The following is a 15914-nucleotide window of genomic DNA, read 5'->3' on the forward strand; positions in this document are numbered from 1 at the left end:
ATAACCAACAGAGAACTGAAATACTCCGTTTTTATTTGTTGCTGACGAGCCTTCCAAATTATTTATATCGGTTAATCCCAAATTATATCTTGCACCTAAATTAAATCCGTTTTTAAATTTATAACCTAAGCCAAAATTAAGGCCAAAATCAAAAGTGTTAAACGAATCTTTTACATTGGTACTTTCGTTTTTAGCAGAAAGTAAAAAACCTATTTGTGGTCCAGCTTCAATACTCAATCCCTTTGCTACATAATATTTTGCCATTAAAGGAACGTTTAGATAATTTAAGGCAACAGTATTGTCATTGAAACTATACCCTTGACCCGAATACATTAATTCAGGTTGAAAAGAGAATTTTTCGGAAATTGGAATTTCTGCCAAAACACCAAAATTAAATGATGTCACGGCATCAGTTCCTTTCGTATTATCTCCACTGATGGAAGCCAAGTTGAAACCTGCTTTTGCGCCAAATTTAATTTCTTGCGCATTAACGTTTGTAAATCCTAAAGCTGTAACAACAGCTAGTAATAAAATTTTTTTCATAAAAATTGATTTGAATTATTTAAATCCAAAATTCACATAAGAAAAATTGAAAGAGGTTTCAAAAGCTTAAAAATGTATAAAATGGTACTTATTTAATGGTGTTTTTGTATTCATTTGGTGTCAGACCAGTAACTTTTTTAAAGGCTTTATAAAAAGTTGTTTTAGAAGTAAACCCAGATTCTAATCCCATCGCCAACAAATTATAGTTTTCATATTCAGCATTTAAGATCATTTCCTTGACAGCTTCAACACGATATCGATTGATATAATGGGCAAAGTTTTCTTCCGTTACTTTGTTTACAATTTGAGAAACATATCCGGCACTTATGCCTAGTTTTTCAGCGACTTTTTCCCTGTTTAATGTACTGTCAGTATAAATGTGCTGCTCTTTGCAAAGAAGCTCAAGCTTTTGAAAATAAAGATTATCTGCCGTGATTGATTCTCTATATTCTTCTGGTATGCTATTTTCAGCAATTTGCAGATTAGTATTTGAAATAGCAAAATCTTTATTTAAAAAATAGTTGATAACATCTTTGTCCTTGGCCAATTTGTATTTGTAAATACCGATATAAGCTGTCCAATGAATAATAAATGTTGCAGATAAAGCCAAAATGTTCATTGTAGGAGAAATGTCGAAGTGAAGGATTGACCCAGCAAGAGCGGTAATAATATAAGCGAATATCAGTGATGTAATAATAGTTAATAGGGTAATTATCCATTTTTTTTCCTCTGCATCTTTTAAATGTTTTATCTTAAAATAAGAGTAAATAAGTAAAAATGGAATGAATGTAACGGCTAAAACAAGATGTATCAGACCTAGTATTTCGATTAGATTAGCAGCTGATTTTGGGATCGTATAAATTCCTGCAATGCGATCAAGATCCTGTGCAATACTCAGAACAGCAGAATAGGCAAACGGAATAAATAATAAATGAAAATTTGGTTTGCTTTTTACTTTGTCATCAATCCTCTTTATTATAAAAAGGAATATAAAGACAGGTAATAGAAACACCCATTCTATACCCTCAATAAAGCCTAAAAAAGGATAGGAATTAAATGTTTTTTCAATCTCAAAAACATGATTCAGTAAAATAATTGAGAGTGTAAATAGTAAGCATGCCAGATATTTATTCGAATTACTATTGAATAATGAAGACTTTAAAATAAATAAGCCTAATACTATTCCCTGAAAAATCGCAATATTCAAAAGTGTTGTATAAATCAATTTTTTTAAAATAAAAGTTAGTTGTTTTTAGATTTTGATTTGGGACATCATCTTGTTTAGCCAATTTTTAAACATAACTTATTTCACACGAATTAATGAAGCGAATTTATAGTAATAACGATTGTTTCTTTTATTGATTAAGAAATGATTAACTAAAAATGACTCACTAACCAAAGATTTCTGGATGTAAGCTGTTCGAATGGATTCTAACTTCGTACCGCAATCTGTAATATCATAATTTTTTATATAGTACTACATTATTACTTCATTTAATTTCTGAAATTCATTGTTAAAATTTCCATTAGAACACTTTTTTTGAAAACAAAAACTTACATTTACCGCAAAAAAATAACAAGCCTTTTCTTAATGTAATATTCAGTTTGGAAAAAATAAACTTTTATAATGACCGTGAGTTACAGCACAGCAGTTTTCATGAAGTAAGAAAATATGGACATAGATATCAAGACTTTGAAAATGAAAAACTTCTTAAAGAAGTGCATTACGAAGTCGAAATAAGCTGTAAAACCCGTAATACATATAATGATTTTGTTTTTGAAATAGATCGTAAACAAGTATATATTGACAATGAGGAGCCAAGTCTATTGGTAGAGCAAATGTTGGATAAGTGTGCTAAAGCAATTTTCCCCATAAGAATTATACCTGCTGACGATGGTACAATATCAGAGATAGATAATCATGAGGAAATTATACAAAGATGGCGCTCATTAAAAAAACATCTTGGTTCTTATTATTACAGTGATGTTGCTTATAAAATATTGAATAAAGTCCAACAACTGATTTTAAACAAAGTAGAACTTAAAAGGTCTTTGAATAAGGATTGGTTTTTTCATCTATATTTTAGTCCTCTCTATATTAATTATCCTTTAGATGTGCCACAAATATATTTATGGAAATCGCCTATTTTAGGTAATCAGTCTGTAGACTATAAAGTAAATCATGTTGTTGAGGAATATTATACTTCTACAGATAAAATAATTATTAATGCTAAAGGTAAAAGCATTGATGAGCGGTCTATCGAAGAAGTTTTAAAAGGAATCGATTACCCCAAAGCCAAATTACAAGGCATGGACTACAAAACTTTAGAATCAGAAATGGAAGTACAATATAAACTCTATGGAGAGGACAGATCAATATTTTCGATTATTTCCACTTATGAAACTAAAATAAATAACACCAAAAAGAAAGTACAAAAAATAGCATTATTCCATTTAGTAGAAGATGAAAATTTTAGACCTGACTCTGACCTTGAAGTACGAAAGGCACATGAACAATTTCAGAATTTTCAAACTATGGGAGACGAAGACATTATTGATATAAGTGAAAGATTAAAAGGTTTTAAACATATTTCGAATTCAGAAGAATCTTCTGAAAAAATAAGTCTTTTTGTAGAAGAAATTCCAACTCTCCAAAGAAAAACCTCATTAGAGAAATTCTTAGGGATGTTTAAAAAATAAGATAATTTAATCCTGATTATTATGGCTGAAAAACATTTTGTTGTACAAGGAGCGACATGTGAATGTAAATTTAGTGTTGAACCCAAAGTTGACAAGTTAAAAGTTAAAACGCATTCTAAGCATTATGCAAATGATAAAGACGGAAAGGAAAAACTCATTGGCACTGATAAAGAAATTGGACAGACATTAGAGAAAAATACTTTTGGGAAATGCAAAATGCAACCCAATGGAAGCGGTGATTATCTACCATGTCAGGCTACAATTACGAAATGGAGTGGTTTCTATGATAAGGTGACTTTGTCTAATCAAGGCAAAATATTACTTGAAGACAGTAAAGCTACTTGTCCTATAGGAGGTCCTGATTGTATCACAATCAAAGATCACGGACAAGTTGCAGAAGTTTCTAAAAAAAATGTACAAAATACCGATAGTGAAATAAACGCGCAAATATTTCCCGGAATAGATTTGAGTAATTTGGAAATAGAAAATACACAACTCCCAATAAAAGATTAGTATTATGTCAAAATTTAAATTAAAAGTTAATCCCGGAATTAATGATGTTTACAATCCAAATAATTCATTTATTAAAATTGGAAAATCCAAACCAAATGCGGATAGCAAAACTAAACCACAAAATCAAAATCCTTTTGTTAATGTTGTAATAGAAAATTGGAATAAATTAACAGACTCTGAAAAAAAAGAAACGGTCTGGATATGGAATTTAGTAGAGAACAAGTTATCATTTAAAGATAACGACTACAATAAATTTATAGGTAAAGGCTACTCAGGCGGAAAATTTTACCTTCCAAAAGTTTATAGTGGTAATGGAGTAGCCTGGTTAGAACCTTATATTTATGGAGTAAGTTCGCCAACAGGGAATCCAAAAAATGGTCTTTTTGTATCGGCTAAAACAACCCCAAAAGTAATCGGTTACGAATGGCGGGAATATTCATCGGGAAACAATGGAGCGATTATTAAAAAAGATATTAAATATGGAGAAACCATACAGCTCCATATCTATACAGAAGGCTTGTATGGAGACGAAATATTAATTGATCTTTATGATGTGCAATTTCAAGATGAGGATTTACCTCTTTTTGAAAAAGATAACGGTGTATATCAAAATGTACCTAGACCTAAAGAGGAAATTAATAAAAAAAACGCCCCTATATCTAATAAAACATTAACAAGAGAAGTAAAAGTACACAACGACTTGCAAGATCGAGTTATTGACTGTGAATTATATACTTTAAATATAACAGACGAGAAAAACAACAATAAGACCAAAAAATATGTACAAAAGTGTATTGTAGATATTTATGTAGATCCTCTTTGGGCTTTTTTTGTGAATAAAGAAAAAAACAATTCTCAAGGTACCGACAATTCTATTGAGATAAAAGCTTATATATTTACGGCGGTTAACAACCAATATTTAAGAATAAATAATTCCGACAATCAGCCTCTTGTAAGAGTATTAGGCAGAACATCTGAAAAAACTGTTTTAGAACCACAAGGAAACAAAGTATTGGTTGCCGGTACCATAGAAACCAATATTGCTAACTTTTTACCCTGTAGATTTAACAGAGCTGTTGGTAAATATGCAAAAGGCGAAGATACCGTTGAAATCGAAATCTATAATGTTCAAAACAATTTAAATTTAACCAAATTAGTTTTTCCATTAGTAGCCGGTATTAAAGAATCCAGAAAAGATTTTAAAGTAGAATTAGAGGGTTTGCAAACCAAAGAATGTATTTATGCTGAGGATCCTGCTAAAACACATACAGGACACGTAATAGATATTTCTAAAATTGAGAAATTAATTGAAAACGGTAAAGGGGAAAGAAGTAAAAAATGGAGACTAGCAGAATATAAAAGTAACAGTCCAGATAAAGATAACCCAAATGTAGAAGTTAAAAATCATGGCTCTGATGACAGCACTTTTACAAATAATTTTAAATTTATAAATGGTATATCATCTATAAAATCGCAAGCCTCTTTTAAAATTTTAGAAGATCACAAGCCTTTTGTTCTACAGCCTCCAACTGATGAGAAATTAGAATTGCAGGTAGGATATGACTTTACTCACGGTAAAACAGTCACTCCGCTAAATGGATTGCTCTCAACTTTATGGCCAAATAGTGAATATCTAGCGCAAAAATACCCTGTTGGTTTGCATACATGCTGTCCTAATTTGCCTTTGGATATTATGGTTTATCCAGATACTAAGTGGACATTGCAATTGGCATTTAACTACGATGGCGAAGAATTTAATAAGTTGCGAGACATCTATCATGATAAATGGAAACTTAAGGAACTGGAAGCAAAAGCTGATCTAAAAAAATTAAAAGGACGTTCTGAAAATCTTAGTGATTATCAAAAAAAGAAACAAAAAATAAGAGAACAAGAGCGATTAAAAGCTAAAAAAGCTGCTGCTCAAGCTAAAAGAAAACAATCTTATAGAAGCCAAGCTTCACACATGATGAGTAATGTTACAAATCTGGGGCTAATTGATTGTGAGTTTTCGCTTATGTGCGAATTTGACCGTCCTCACCATGCTTTAGAATTATCATCGGGTATGCCTGAAATAACCGATTTCTTAAAAAAAATAGGTGATATTAAAGATTTGGTTGAAAGTATATGTAATGGCAAAAATGAAGAAACCACTCAGAATTCTCCCAAGGAAGACAAAAAAACAGCTAATAGATCAAAAAGATTAAAAGAAAAATTAGAAAAAAGCAAAGCAACTAAAAAGAGTAATTGGAGTTTTGAGTTTATCCCTCCAAGTGTGGGAGTATCGGTAAGCTGGTACGCTGATCCTCCAAAAGATTTATATACTCCAGTTATGGGAACTATGATAGAAGGGGCTATAGATCTTGACCCTCTTTTTGGATTCGAAATTAAGTATGATGTTTATCAATTGTTATACAAAATCAATCATCCTGTAGTATTAGCGGTTGTGGCAACATTAGATATTTTAGACGAAGCACTAGGAGATAATTTTGATATTAATCTGGACTTAATAATAACCTCGCAAATAAGTGGCGCACTTAAGGGAACTATAAATACCGCGGAAGGAAGTAAATATTCTGAAAGATTAATGAAAGATGATGATGATTCTCCTTGTAAATTAGAAGGAAAAGTAGAAATAAATTTGAAAGGATATATTCAAGCAAATGCGACCTACAAAAACTTAGTTTTCGGAAATTATTCAATATACGGAGAATTAGAAGCTTCTATTGTTAGTGGAGTATCAATAGAAGGCGTCACTAAAGCAGATAAAGACGGAATCTATTTAGAACCAACCATAAAATTTGACGGTCTTGTATTAAAAGGAAATGCGAATTTTGGAGCAGTGGAAGAGGATGGGGCGAAAGGGAGTAGTATTGAAGAATTAAAAGAACAAAGCGGTCTTCATTATGAGGGCGAAGGAAAAATAGTTGTATTAGACCCTTACGAATGGAAAACAGGTTGGAAATTACCTTTAATATCTTTATAAATGAAAAAAATAATTTTAGCAATAGTATTGAATGTTAGCCTAATAAGTTGCAATTCACAAGAAAAAATAGATAACACAATGAATACAGAAGAAAGAATATCTGCTATAACAAATAAAATAAAATATTTTGATTACCAGCCAATGTATAGAATCAAGATAGAAACAAATCTTAATTATGAAATAACGGTTAATGATCTTCCTGTTGCCAAAAAAATCAACAGTGATGTAGGAACTCTTGTATTTCCTATTAATTATGCTATCCTTAAAAGCGGTGAACAACAGTTACAAATAAAAATTTACCCTTCATACAAAGATAAACAAACACCAAATCCTTTTTTTATTAAAAATCCGAGACTTAAGTTTGAAATTGAAAAAACTGCATGGGATAAAAATGGTAATCTAGAAGAACCTAAGATAGTTACAAACTATGAACTTCCTAACTATAAATTAGATGATAAGGGAGATTATGATTACAGTAAGCCTATTGATTATAGCCGACAAAATATATTAATTGAAGATTTTAATTTTACAGCTACTATACCTTATGAATTGAAAGGATGGTCTGATAGTGAGGATCTTAGTAAAATAGATCAAGAAATTTTACACAAAAAAGTATTAGAATTCTGTAAAAAATTAGTTGACAAATATCAAGAGAAAGACTTTGACTACGTGAAGACAGAATATTTGAAAGCCGATACTGAATGGTATCAATCTGAATACCTAAAACTTGATGTTATAAAAAAATATCAAAATGCCATGAATAACAATAAAGATAAGTTTACAAACAATTTTATCCCCTTAAGTAAATATAAAATATTGCTTTATGGTAATAATAGAATAATTAGCATTGAGAGGACTGATATAGAAAATAAAGGGAAATCGTTCTTTTTACATGAAAAAATAGATCAAGAAGGGAATAAAAAAATAGTATCACTCGATTTGTATCTCCACATCCCTAAGGGATCTAAGGAATTAGAAATTATACGTTAAATGAAAATTATCAATAAATTAAGTTTCTTATTTCTTTTTTTTCTTGTGAGTTGCAACTCACAAGGAAAAAAAGAAAATAAAATGACTACCGACGAAAGATTATCATATATATCAAGTAAAATAAAAAAATATGATTATGAACCCTTATATCAAATAAAGGTTAAAACGCAAAATTGCTATCAGATATTAGTAAATGATTTTCCTGTTTATACTTATTTTGATAAAATGGGTGGGAAAATAGGTTTCAATATTAACTCAGCTATTTTAAAAAGTGGCATTCAAACTTTACAAATTAAAATATATCCAAGTTACAATTCTCAAAACATTCAAAATGAATATCTCACAAATAAAGATTTCTTTTCTTTGGAAATCGAGCAAACATCTTGGAATAAAAACGGCAACTTAGAAAAACCTAAAGCAATTTTAAAATACGAACTCCCAAAATACAAAACAAATAATAATGACGAACCTGATTACGAAAAGCCTATCGATTATAGTGGGCAAAATCAGGTGATTAAAGAGTTTACATTTACAGCAGAAGTACCTTATGAATTAAAAGGTTGGTCAGAAAGTGAAGATCTAAGTAAAATAGACAAAGAGGTGTTAATGAATAACATTTCTAATTTTTATTATACAGCCATTGATGCCTTTAAAGAAAAAAATTATGATTACTTAAATACTCTTTATTTAAATGCAGATACTGAATGGTATCAATCTGAATATTTTTCAAAAGAAATCATTAAAAAATATCAATCCAAAGAGGGGCGTAAAGGGAAAGCAATATCAACAACAAAGGACAATACAAGCTTGTACGAACAAAAGATGTTTTCCTTAAAAGACGCTAAAATAGAATTTGATTGTAATAATAGGATTGTAAGACTTGTACAATCAGTTGGCCCTAACAAAGGAAACTCTGCTTTTGGCTATGAAGACATTAATCAAAATGGAATGAAGCGTCAAGTTTTTATTGATCTATTTTTGCACATTCCTAAGGGCTCTAGGGAATTAGAAATTATACGTTAACTGAAAATTATAAAGAAGGTCACTCTGATTTCTTTCCTCAATATTTCTATCGACCTAAGGAAGGAGCTAAATTAGAAGTAATACGTTAGGATACGAGAGAAGCATTTATATTCATAAAAATTTTAAAATGAAATTCAAACAATTAATATTAATAATATTTCTTACGGTCACAATTATAAGTTGCAATTCACAAAACAAAGAAACATATTGGGAAATAACCAATATTTATAGAGAAGATAAAGAAGAATTTAAAGGTTTGACAGGTTACTATATGCAAGAAATACTTGATAATAACTTTCATTTTATAAAAAAAAATGACAGTCTCTATTTTGAATTACCTGAAAAATTTAATGTAAATCTCAAAGATTTTAACAGTCTGGAACAAATAAAAATAAAAACTAACAATTTGCTTAACATGTATGATTTTGTTTTTAGTGGTCAAACATTCAAAATAAAGTTTAAAGATGAGGCAACCTTTTCAAATTCAAAAAACACTATTATTGAATTTAGTCAGATTTCAAAAGAGAAATTTGAAAATGATATCAAGGAGGAGCTTGCTTATGCGGAAGGAGTAAAACAAAAAATAAATATTTTAAAAAGTGATTTAGTTTTAAAACCTCAGATAAAATTAAATGAAATCGTAAAACTCCCACTTAAAAAAGATACAATACAAAATGACAAAGGACAAAACATTGTATTGAAAATTCCTCAATACACTAAATTAAAAGAATCTGGCGATATAAAAAACCAGGTGTTTGATGCTATAAAAATTGGGACTTTTAAGGATAATTCTAAAATTTATGATTTTTTAGACCCTGAAAATGATTATGGATTAAGGCAACTTACAGTTTGGGTTTCTACTGATCAAGCAAATTTTGATATTGAGGACTATGTAAATGAAAATACAAATAATGTTATTCTAAAAAAAGAAAACAATTATATTGTTGGATATCAGCTTAGTTATGATTTTAACACTGAAAAAGCAGTAGCAAACTCCTTATTTTGTCTAAAATATTATAAAATAGATAAATCTCATGTGTTTATTTATTCTGATATATATTTATATGAAAATGGCAAGGCTATTTCTATCGAAAAAGCAAACAAAATTTTGAATTTCAATCATTTAATGTCTCAAAACATTATAATTGAAAATAAATGATATATGTATTATTATATATTCATTATCATTCCGTCGACCAAAAGAAACATCTCCTTTGCTCCCCAAAGAGTTCTTGCGAAAGGTTGTACGAATGTCTCCGACTTCGCACCTGCAATCTGAATCAGACATTGTTTTATAAATCTAAAATCGAAAAAAAAAAGCTCCAGATTTCTCTGAAGCTTTTCTAGTAGCGGGAACAGGACTCGAACCTGTGACACTTCAGGCAGTAATATCAATACTTTATAAGCTTTGAAAATTTATGTATGCCTATTTGTATACCTTTTTTATCTAATAGAGTTTAGTAGGTCTTTAATTAAGCTGTTTCTAGCATAAATAATATATACGTTATTCCTTTTGTAAAAATAGGATATTTGGACATTATATTTGGTATATTCATCAATACAAAGATTACTTTTCAATTTATTTGTTCTAGTAATAATAAGCTGAATGTTTTTATAGAATTGTGGACTTTTATCTTTGAAGGTTAAGATTACTGCTTCTAATATTTCTAAGGTAAAAAGTAGTTCAGTTTCATCTGAATGTTTGTTCAGAAATTTATTTAATTCTGTACCCTCATATTTATAGCTATCACAACCCTGAAATCTGTCTTTTATCATTTCTAATTCAAATTCCCAGTCCTCATATTGCATGCCTAGTTTAAAAGGTATGTTTAGCTGTTTCATTAGTAATTAGGTATAAAAAAACCACCTTGCTATTGGTGGTTGAATTTGGTTAAAGCTAACTAGTGCTAAGTTATCTAGTTTGGTATTGGAATAAGTTTTTAACTATTTATTGTTGGTTAGGATAAGTAATGTAAGCATAATTATACATTTCACTCTTATCTTCTGATTTGATTGTAAACGCTGTTTTGCAAATACCATTATGCTCAATAGCACCACTATTTAATGATATTTCATATTTAATCCCATTAAGATTAACTATTATACGGTTATCTAAAACATCTCCAAAACTTACAGGGTTGCCATTAAGAAGAAATTTATTAGCTCCTTTTGGATATGCTATAGTTAAAGTTTGTGTAAATATGCTTGGTTTATTTGATGCTTGATAACATATTAATTCAGCAGTTGTAGTATTAAAGCCTTCATAGAAGTGGAGTTTCAGAACACCACATTTACTAGTTTCAGTGTTTAAATAGGTGAAGCAAGGTGTATCCTCGTTATTTTTATTTTCTGTTGATGTGCAACCAACTAGTGAAATACTAGCTAGCAATAATAGAGTAATAAGTTTTTTCATTTTAGACTTGAATTTAAATGTTATTAATTAGTGTGTTTATAATTTTGTATATTCTTCATATTCATCTGAATTGAAGTATTGAATAAAAACTTCTTTAAATTTCCATAGGTAAGGCAATTCACTTTCTTCTAATTCAATTTTCTCGCGATAATATGGTCTTGATGTGATCTTAATTCTAATTGTAGAACATATTAAAATTAATTCATTACCATACTTTTTAATATCTTGTATCCATTCAAATACAGCATTTTGGCTGTGTTGAATTCTATAGTATTGCTCTAGCAAATTCTTGTAAAAAGCTTCAGTTTTTATTGTTTGTATATAGTTTTCTAGTTCTCTGTATGTTTCAATAAAAACGCATTCATCATTACGAGTTGGACAACAACAAGGAAGTATAAATATTGAATTATCTCTTTGCCATTTCTTCCATTTGTAACATTCTGTTTTTTCTATTGCTATATTAAAATTGGTACTGTTTTCCTTTAGCCAATGATTAATGTACTCTAATTTTAGAGGTTGGTTATTTTGAAGCTTTTCTAGGTAAGTTTGAAGTGTCATTTAGTTTCTATAAAAATCCCATAAAAAATTAAATAACCATCCTAGAATAAAAAACACAACAAATCCAATTAGAACAAAACTTAAAAAAGATAAAAATCCTGTAGGAGAAACTATATTCCAAGAAATAAAAATTGACAAGATTATTAATGTAATCACAACAAAACTTGCTTGTTTTCTACTCTTTTCTCTACTTTTATTCTTTAGTCTTTCAAATTCATCATAACTGATATCATTTTCTTTCCAATCATTTTTATTAACTCCTTTACAAATTTCTAAACCAGTTTTAGAAAGATAAATATGCCTACCATACATATTGTAACTATTTGATATTCCTATTTTCTCTCCTGTTATTGGACAATACCCTACATTTAATAATCCTTTGTTATTTAAATGATTAAAAGTGTCCGGCATTAAAACAATATGTTCTAAAAGGTCTTTATTGTTTTTGTTCAGGTCTGACAAGTAAAAATCAGAAATTACTACTCCCGAATTTTTTAATTCTTGAAATATGTTCTCTCTCCAATTTATAAGAAAATTATTGTTGAACCCTAGATTATCAAAGCTCTGAACTTGTTCAGCTGGTTCATCCAGATCATCCAGATCATCCTCTAACATTAAATTCTTGATGTAATTATTCTGTTCAATTTCATTGTTAACCCAAGTTTGAAAATCAAACTCATTGCCCTTGTCAAGACCTGCATTTAATCTTGTTACCATATATATGTCAAACAGATATTTTCGGATATTATTAAGCTCATTATCTGGACTTAATTTCTCATGTCTATTCACTGTATAATTATCGAGTTCGTTTTTTAGAGTATAATATCTTTCCAATTGTTGACCAAAATCCATGTTTATATGCTTTAAATTAAATTTCAACTTGCCATATATGGCATTTATATGATGCTAATATACTACTTCTTTTGACTTGTCAAATATGTCAAGTATGGAGAAATCTGATTTACTAAAAATTATAGGTAAAAGCATTCAAGATGTTAGAGTGAGTAAGGGACTATCCCAAGTTGATTTAGTAGGAAAGATGCAAGGAAAAATAGATACAACTAATATTTCTAGAATTGAATCAGGTAGAACCAATCCTACTATATACACACTTTACAGAATTAGTCAAGCTCTAGAAGTTTCATTGGAAGAATTGGTTAAACATGAGTCCCGCACAATATAATTTGGCTATACTTATATATTATAAAAAAAGTAAAAAGTGCATTTTGTATTAAATAGGTTCAGATAATAACACGCATACACTTTTGCTTTTTTATAAAAACTGCCAACAGAATATAGAGCAATGCTAGGTATTTATAAAATACCATTATCACTAAAGCTATAATATCCTTCCTTAGTAATAATTAAATGATCTAATAGGGTTAGATCGAGTATTTTACTAGCTTCTTTAAGTCTTTGCGTAATTGACTTATCTGGTTGACTTGGTTCTAAATTTCCACTGGGATGATTGTGTACAATCACAATACTAGATGCATTACATTTTAAAGCAATTGCTAGAATAATCTTTATGTCAACCACAGTTCCTGAAACTCCTCCTTTTGATAATTCATAAATACCTAATACAATATTTGCTCTGTTAAGCAATATTACTTTTACTTGTTCCTGATATTCAATAATTCCTAAATCCCAATGCTGTAAAATCAAATCATACATAATTTGGCTATTAGTGATTTTTACCCTTTCAAGATTAGTATTTGAATAGGAAACTTTAATTTCTGCTACTTCCATAAGTTAGAAAACAAAACCCTTCCAGTTTTGTTTCTTGACTATATAGCTATGGAAACAGAATTGGAAGGGTTAAAGATTTTACATTACAAATTCTTCTTTATGATGTCCATTCTTAGAGAATGAATTTTCATTTGCTAGAAGCCTTTGAATAGCTTTGTCTTCTTTGTTGGAGATTGACTCTTCTGGCTCATATACAAATCTATGAGTAAGAGTAACTAGTTCCCCTGTTTCTTTTACAACATATTCATATGCTTGACATTCTTTTTTAACCACGTTGCCAGGCATTTCAGTGCCAATGAGTGCTTTGCAAGTTTGTTCATCAAATGTAGATGCGATAAATGCTTTCTTTGAGGTTGCATAAAACTGATTTGTTGAGGATTTTACCATTTCAATTCCTGCTGAAATTTCTAATACAAAGAACGCTCTACCATTCTCTGTTTGTCTTTGTTTGTAGTCAATAATTCTTACCATTGTTTTTTGTTTTTGAGTTGAACATTTGCTTAAACTAATACACTAGATAGACTTAAAATCACAGCTATCAACTTGGATTTATAAAGCCTATAAATAAGGAATTAGTATTAAACACAATCCCTGCGGACTGCCAGCATAAGTGGGGGTAATTAGTGTGTGGGGGTTTAGAAAAAGATAGAAGAGATACCTATTTAGATTTATAGTCTTAGTAGCCTTAGCGCTTTAACTATACAATCAGTCATGGCTTAAGCTATATATTGTAAGGTTTACGAAGGTGTACATGGTTAAACTAACAATTGTAGCCACACTTTAAAGCCCTAGGAAACTATGAGATAGCCTGTAGATTTAAATTGGATAATTTATTCTCGGGTCAAAAAATAAAATGGTTTAAAAATGGGTGGGGAGATTTTCTTTTCTGAAAAGTAGTATGGGTGTTTGTAGGGAAGTGTACGTTTGAGCAATATTAAAATAAATAGTAATTTTTTTATAAAAAAAATTATCTTTAAGGACTAAAATTATTTTAAATATATGCTTGATCAATCATTTACATCAAAAACATTTCTAGAGATTTTTGATAAAGAAAATAGAAAGGGAAAAAATATTGAGAATAGATTCAAAAATGATTTCGCAGAATCTTTAAAGGATTTAAGTGAACTACAAGCTATTAATAAAAACATTAGAGCTACTAGGAATATCAACATTAAGAGTATTTTATACCAGAAAAGGAAAGTATATAAAAAGGAAAGGGAAAGAAAAATAATTTCAACACTTAATAATGCTTCTTTCAGAATAGCAAAAAATAAAAATGCTATAAATTTATTTGAAGGTCAAGTTTATGGAAAACAGAGCTATCATTTAGAGAATACAATTGAAAATTTTTTTATTTCCAAAAAGATTCAAGAAAATATAGAAGCAATATATAGTGTTAAACCCTCTAGCAGGTTTTCAATATTAAGTGAACTTCTAAACTTATTAAAAGACAAATTCCCTAAGTATGTAATTAGAACTGATATAGCAAGTTTTTATGAAACTATTCCGCAAAAGGAAATACTTAATAAAATAAATAATGATAACTTGTTAAGTATTACTACAAAAAGATTTATTAATGAGGTCTTTATCAGCTATAATGTGCTGAAAGGTCAAGAAAATGATGAGAATCCATTAGGAATTCCAAGAGGAATTGGTTTTAGTGCTTATTTATCTGAATTATTTATGAGAAAGATAGATAATGAAATAAAAGCTTTGAAAGATGTTGTTTATTACGGGAGATACGTTGATGATATTGTTGTAATTCTAGTCCCTAATAGGAAAGAAGATACTGTCCATGATACATATTTTAGTAGTGTTGAAAAAATTATAAAGGACGGAGGTTTAGCTTTAAATGAAGACAAAACAGTTAAATATAATTTATTGAATGGATTAAGTTATCTAGAAGTAAATCCCATAGAATTCCTTGGATATAAAATATCTTCATGCAAAAAAGCTAGAGAATTTGAATTATCTATTGATATGTCAAAAAGAAGAGAGGATAAATATATCGATAAAATTGATAAAACCTTTGAAGTGTTTAAAGCTGCTAGTACAGAATATAATAATAGAAAAACTTTTAAACTTTTGGAAGCAAGATTGAACTTCCTGTGTTGTAATACAAAATTGCGGAATAGTAAGAACAGAGTTTTTGTTGGTATTTACTATTCGAATATTTTTTTGAATAATTTTAATGCACTTGAAAGGTTAGATAACCATTTGATTAATTGCATTGATGGATTAGAAGTTGAAGATAAATTAAAAGATAAATTAAGAAAAAACAATTTTAACATAGGTTTCAGACTACGCAAGTTTATTTTATTTCCGTTGAATAATATGCTTTATAAAAGTCAAAATTCTAAGAAAAGAGATTTTATTAATAATCGCAATAGAGGAGTACTGCAATATGGGTTAACAGAAATAAATTCAATATGGAAATATTAG

The 15914-nt window shown here is 29.1% G+C and carries 16 protein-coding genes; 8 read left to right on the plus strand and 8 right to left on the minus strand.

Going from position 1 to position 15914, the window contains the following annotated elements:
• Positions 1–543: porin family protein (locus tag VLC96_RS13065; protein ID WP_325263569.1), on the minus strand; the 543-nt coding region annotated here is incomplete at its 3' end.
• 88 nt (positions 544–631) lie between these two features.
• Complete coding sequence (locus VLC96_RS13070) at positions 632–1768, minus strand: AraC family transcriptional regulator (RefSeq protein WP_325263572.1); 1137 nt, start codon at positions 1766–1768, stop codon at positions 632–634.
• 380 nt (positions 1769–2148) lie between these two features.
• Here VLC96_RS13070 and VLC96_RS13075 point away from each other — a divergent pair, with 380 nt between their 5' ends.
• The 6 genes from VLC96_RS13075 (at position 2149) to VLC96_RS13100 (ending at position 9911) form a co-directional block, all read left to right on the plus strand.
• Positions 2149–3243 (plus strand): hypothetical protein, encoded by a 1095-nt coding sequence (locus tag VLC96_RS13075; protein WP_325263574.1) that lies wholly within the window; start codon positions 2149–2151, stop codon positions 3241–3243.
• A 21-nt stretch (positions 3244–3264) separates the two neighbouring features.
• Complete coding sequence (locus tag VLC96_RS13080) at positions 3265–3756, plus strand: DUF4280 domain-containing protein (protein WP_325263575.1); 492 nt, start codon at positions 3265–3267, stop codon at positions 3754–3756.
• Between the two features lie 4 nt (positions 3757–3760).
• On the plus strand, positions 3761–6739 hold the full coding sequence (locus VLC96_RS13085; protein WP_325263576.1) for a hypothetical protein: 2979 nt from the start codon (positions 3761–3763) through the stop codon (positions 6737–6739).
• Complete coding sequence (locus VLC96_RS13090) at positions 6740–7729, plus strand: hypothetical protein (protein WP_325263577.1); 990 nt, start codon at positions 6740–6742, stop codon at positions 7727–7729. It abuts the gene before it with no gap.
• On the plus strand, positions 7730–8752 hold the full coding sequence (locus VLC96_RS13095) for a hypothetical protein (protein WP_325263579.1): 1023 nt from the start codon (positions 7730–7732) through the stop codon (positions 8750–8752).
• 415 nt (positions 8753–9167) lie between these two features.
• A complete protein-coding gene (locus VLC96_RS13100) occupies positions 9168–9911 on the plus strand; it encodes a hypothetical protein (RefSeq protein WP_325263581.1) in 744 nt (247 codons plus the stop codon).
• A gap of 284 nt (positions 9912–10195) precedes the next feature.
• Here the strand turns inward: VLC96_RS13100 and VLC96_RS13105 are convergent, their stop codons facing one another.
• The 4 genes from VLC96_RS13105 to VLC96_RS13120 form a co-directional block, all read right to left on the minus strand.
• A complete protein-coding gene (locus VLC96_RS13105; RefSeq protein ID WP_325263583.1) occupies positions 10196–10561 on the minus strand; it encodes a hypothetical protein in 366 nt (121 codons plus the stop codon).
• Between the two features lie 139 nt (positions 10562–10700).
• Positions 10701–11165, minus strand: a complete 465-nt coding sequence (locus tag VLC96_RS13110; protein ID WP_325263585.1) for a hypothetical protein — start codon at positions 11163–11165, stop codon at positions 10701–10703.
• A 36-nt stretch (positions 11166–11201) separates the two neighbouring features.
• Entirely contained in the window at positions 11202–11723 is a 522-nt protein-coding gene (locus tag VLC96_RS13115) for a hypothetical protein (protein WP_325263587.1), read from the minus strand.
• On the minus strand, positions 11724–12575 hold the full coding sequence (locus tag VLC96_RS13120; RefSeq protein WP_325263588.1) for a hypothetical protein: 852 nt from the start codon (positions 12573–12575) through the stop codon (positions 11724–11726).
• Between the two features lie 94 nt (positions 12576–12669).
• Here VLC96_RS13120 and VLC96_RS13125 point away from each other — a divergent pair, with 94 nt between their 5' ends.
• Positions 12670–12906 carry a helix-turn-helix domain-containing protein gene (locus VLC96_RS13125; RefSeq protein WP_325263589.1) on the plus strand — a complete coding sequence of 79 codons (237 nt, stop codon included), beginning with the start codon at positions 12670–12672 and terminating at the stop codon, positions 12904–12906.
• Between the two features lie 131 nt (positions 12907–13037).
• Here the strand turns inward: VLC96_RS13125 and VLC96_RS13130 are convergent, their stop codons facing one another.
• Together VLC96_RS13130 and VLC96_RS13135 are read right to left on the minus strand one after the other, a co-directional pair.
• Positions 13038–13472: a JAB domain-containing protein gene (locus tag VLC96_RS13130; protein ID WP_325263590.1), complete on the minus strand. Its 435-nt coding sequence runs from the start codon at positions 13470–13472 to the stop codon at positions 13038–13040.
• Between the two features lie 78 nt (positions 13473–13550).
• Positions 13551–13943 (minus strand): hypothetical protein, encoded by a 393-nt coding sequence (locus tag VLC96_RS13135; RefSeq protein ID WP_325263592.1) that lies wholly within the window; start codon positions 13941–13943, stop codon positions 13551–13553.
• A gap of 528 nt (positions 13944–14471) precedes the next feature.
• On the opposite strand from VLC96_RS13135, the gene drt3a reads away from it, so the two are divergent.
• Positions 14472–15914 (plus strand): antiviral reverse transcriptase Drt3a, encoded by a 1443-nt coding sequence (drt3a, locus tag VLC96_RS13140; RefSeq protein ID WP_325263593.1) that lies wholly within the window; start codon positions 14472–14474, stop codon positions 15912–15914.

It is taken from the genome of Flavobacterium sp., from assembly GCF_035456085.1.
Lineage (GTDB): Bacteria > Bacteroidota > Bacteroidia > Flavobacteriales > Flavobacteriaceae > Flavobacterium.

What these genes read in the sequence shown, in the direction of transcription:
- VLC96_RS13135 (WP_325263592.1), bottom strand. Translation starts at nt 13,943, where the DNA reads ATGGTAAGAATTATTGACTACAAACAAAGACAAACAGAGAATGGTAGA.
- VLC96_RS13090 (WP_325263577.1), top strand. Translation starts at nt 6,740, where the DNA reads ATGAAAAAAATAATTTTAGCAATAGTATTGAATGTTAGCCTAATAAGT.
- VLC96_RS13130 (WP_325263590.1), bottom strand. Translation starts at nt 13,472, where the DNA reads ATGGAAGTAGCAGAAATTAAAGTTTCCTATTCAAATACTAATCTTGAA.
- VLC96_RS13100 (WP_325263581.1), top strand. Translation starts at nt 9,168, where the DNA reads ATGTATGATTTTGTTTTTAGTGGTCAAACATTCAAAATAAAGTTTAAA.
- VLC96_RS13080 (WP_325263575.1), top strand. Translation starts at nt 3,265, where the DNA reads ATGGCTGAAAAACATTTTGTTGTACAAGGAGCGACATGTGAATGTAAA.
- VLC96_RS13105 (WP_325263583.1), bottom strand. Translation starts at nt 10,561, where the DNA reads ATGCAATATGAGGACTGGGAATTTGAATTAGAAATGATAAAAGACAGA.
- VLC96_RS13110 (WP_325263585.1), bottom strand. Translation starts at nt 11,165, where the DNA reads ATGAAAAAACTTATTACTCTATTATTGCTAGCTAGTATTTCACTAGTT.
- VLC96_RS13115 (WP_325263587.1), bottom strand. Translation starts at nt 11,723, where the DNA reads ATGACACTTCAAACTTACCTAGAAAAGCTTCAAAATAACCAACCTCTA.
- VLC96_RS13120 (WP_325263588.1), bottom strand. Translation starts at nt 12,575, where the DNA reads ATGGATTTTGGTCAACAATTGGAAAGATATTATACTCTAAAAAACGAA.
- VLC96_RS13095 (WP_325263579.1), top strand. Translation starts at nt 7,730, where the DNA reads ATGAAAATTATCAATAAATTAAGTTTCTTATTTCTTTTTTTTCTTGTG.
- VLC96_RS13125 (WP_325263589.1), top strand. Translation starts at nt 12,670, where the DNA reads ATGGAGAAATCTGATTTACTAAAAATTATAGGTAAAAGCATTCAAGAT.
- VLC96_RS13085 (WP_325263576.1), top strand. Translation starts at nt 3,761, where the DNA reads ATGTCAAAATTTAAATTAAAAGTTAATCCCGGAATTAATGATGTTTAC.
- drt3a (WP_325263593.1), top strand. Translation starts at nt 14,472, where the DNA reads ATGCTTGATCAATCATTTACATCAAAAACATTTCTAGAGATTTTTGAT.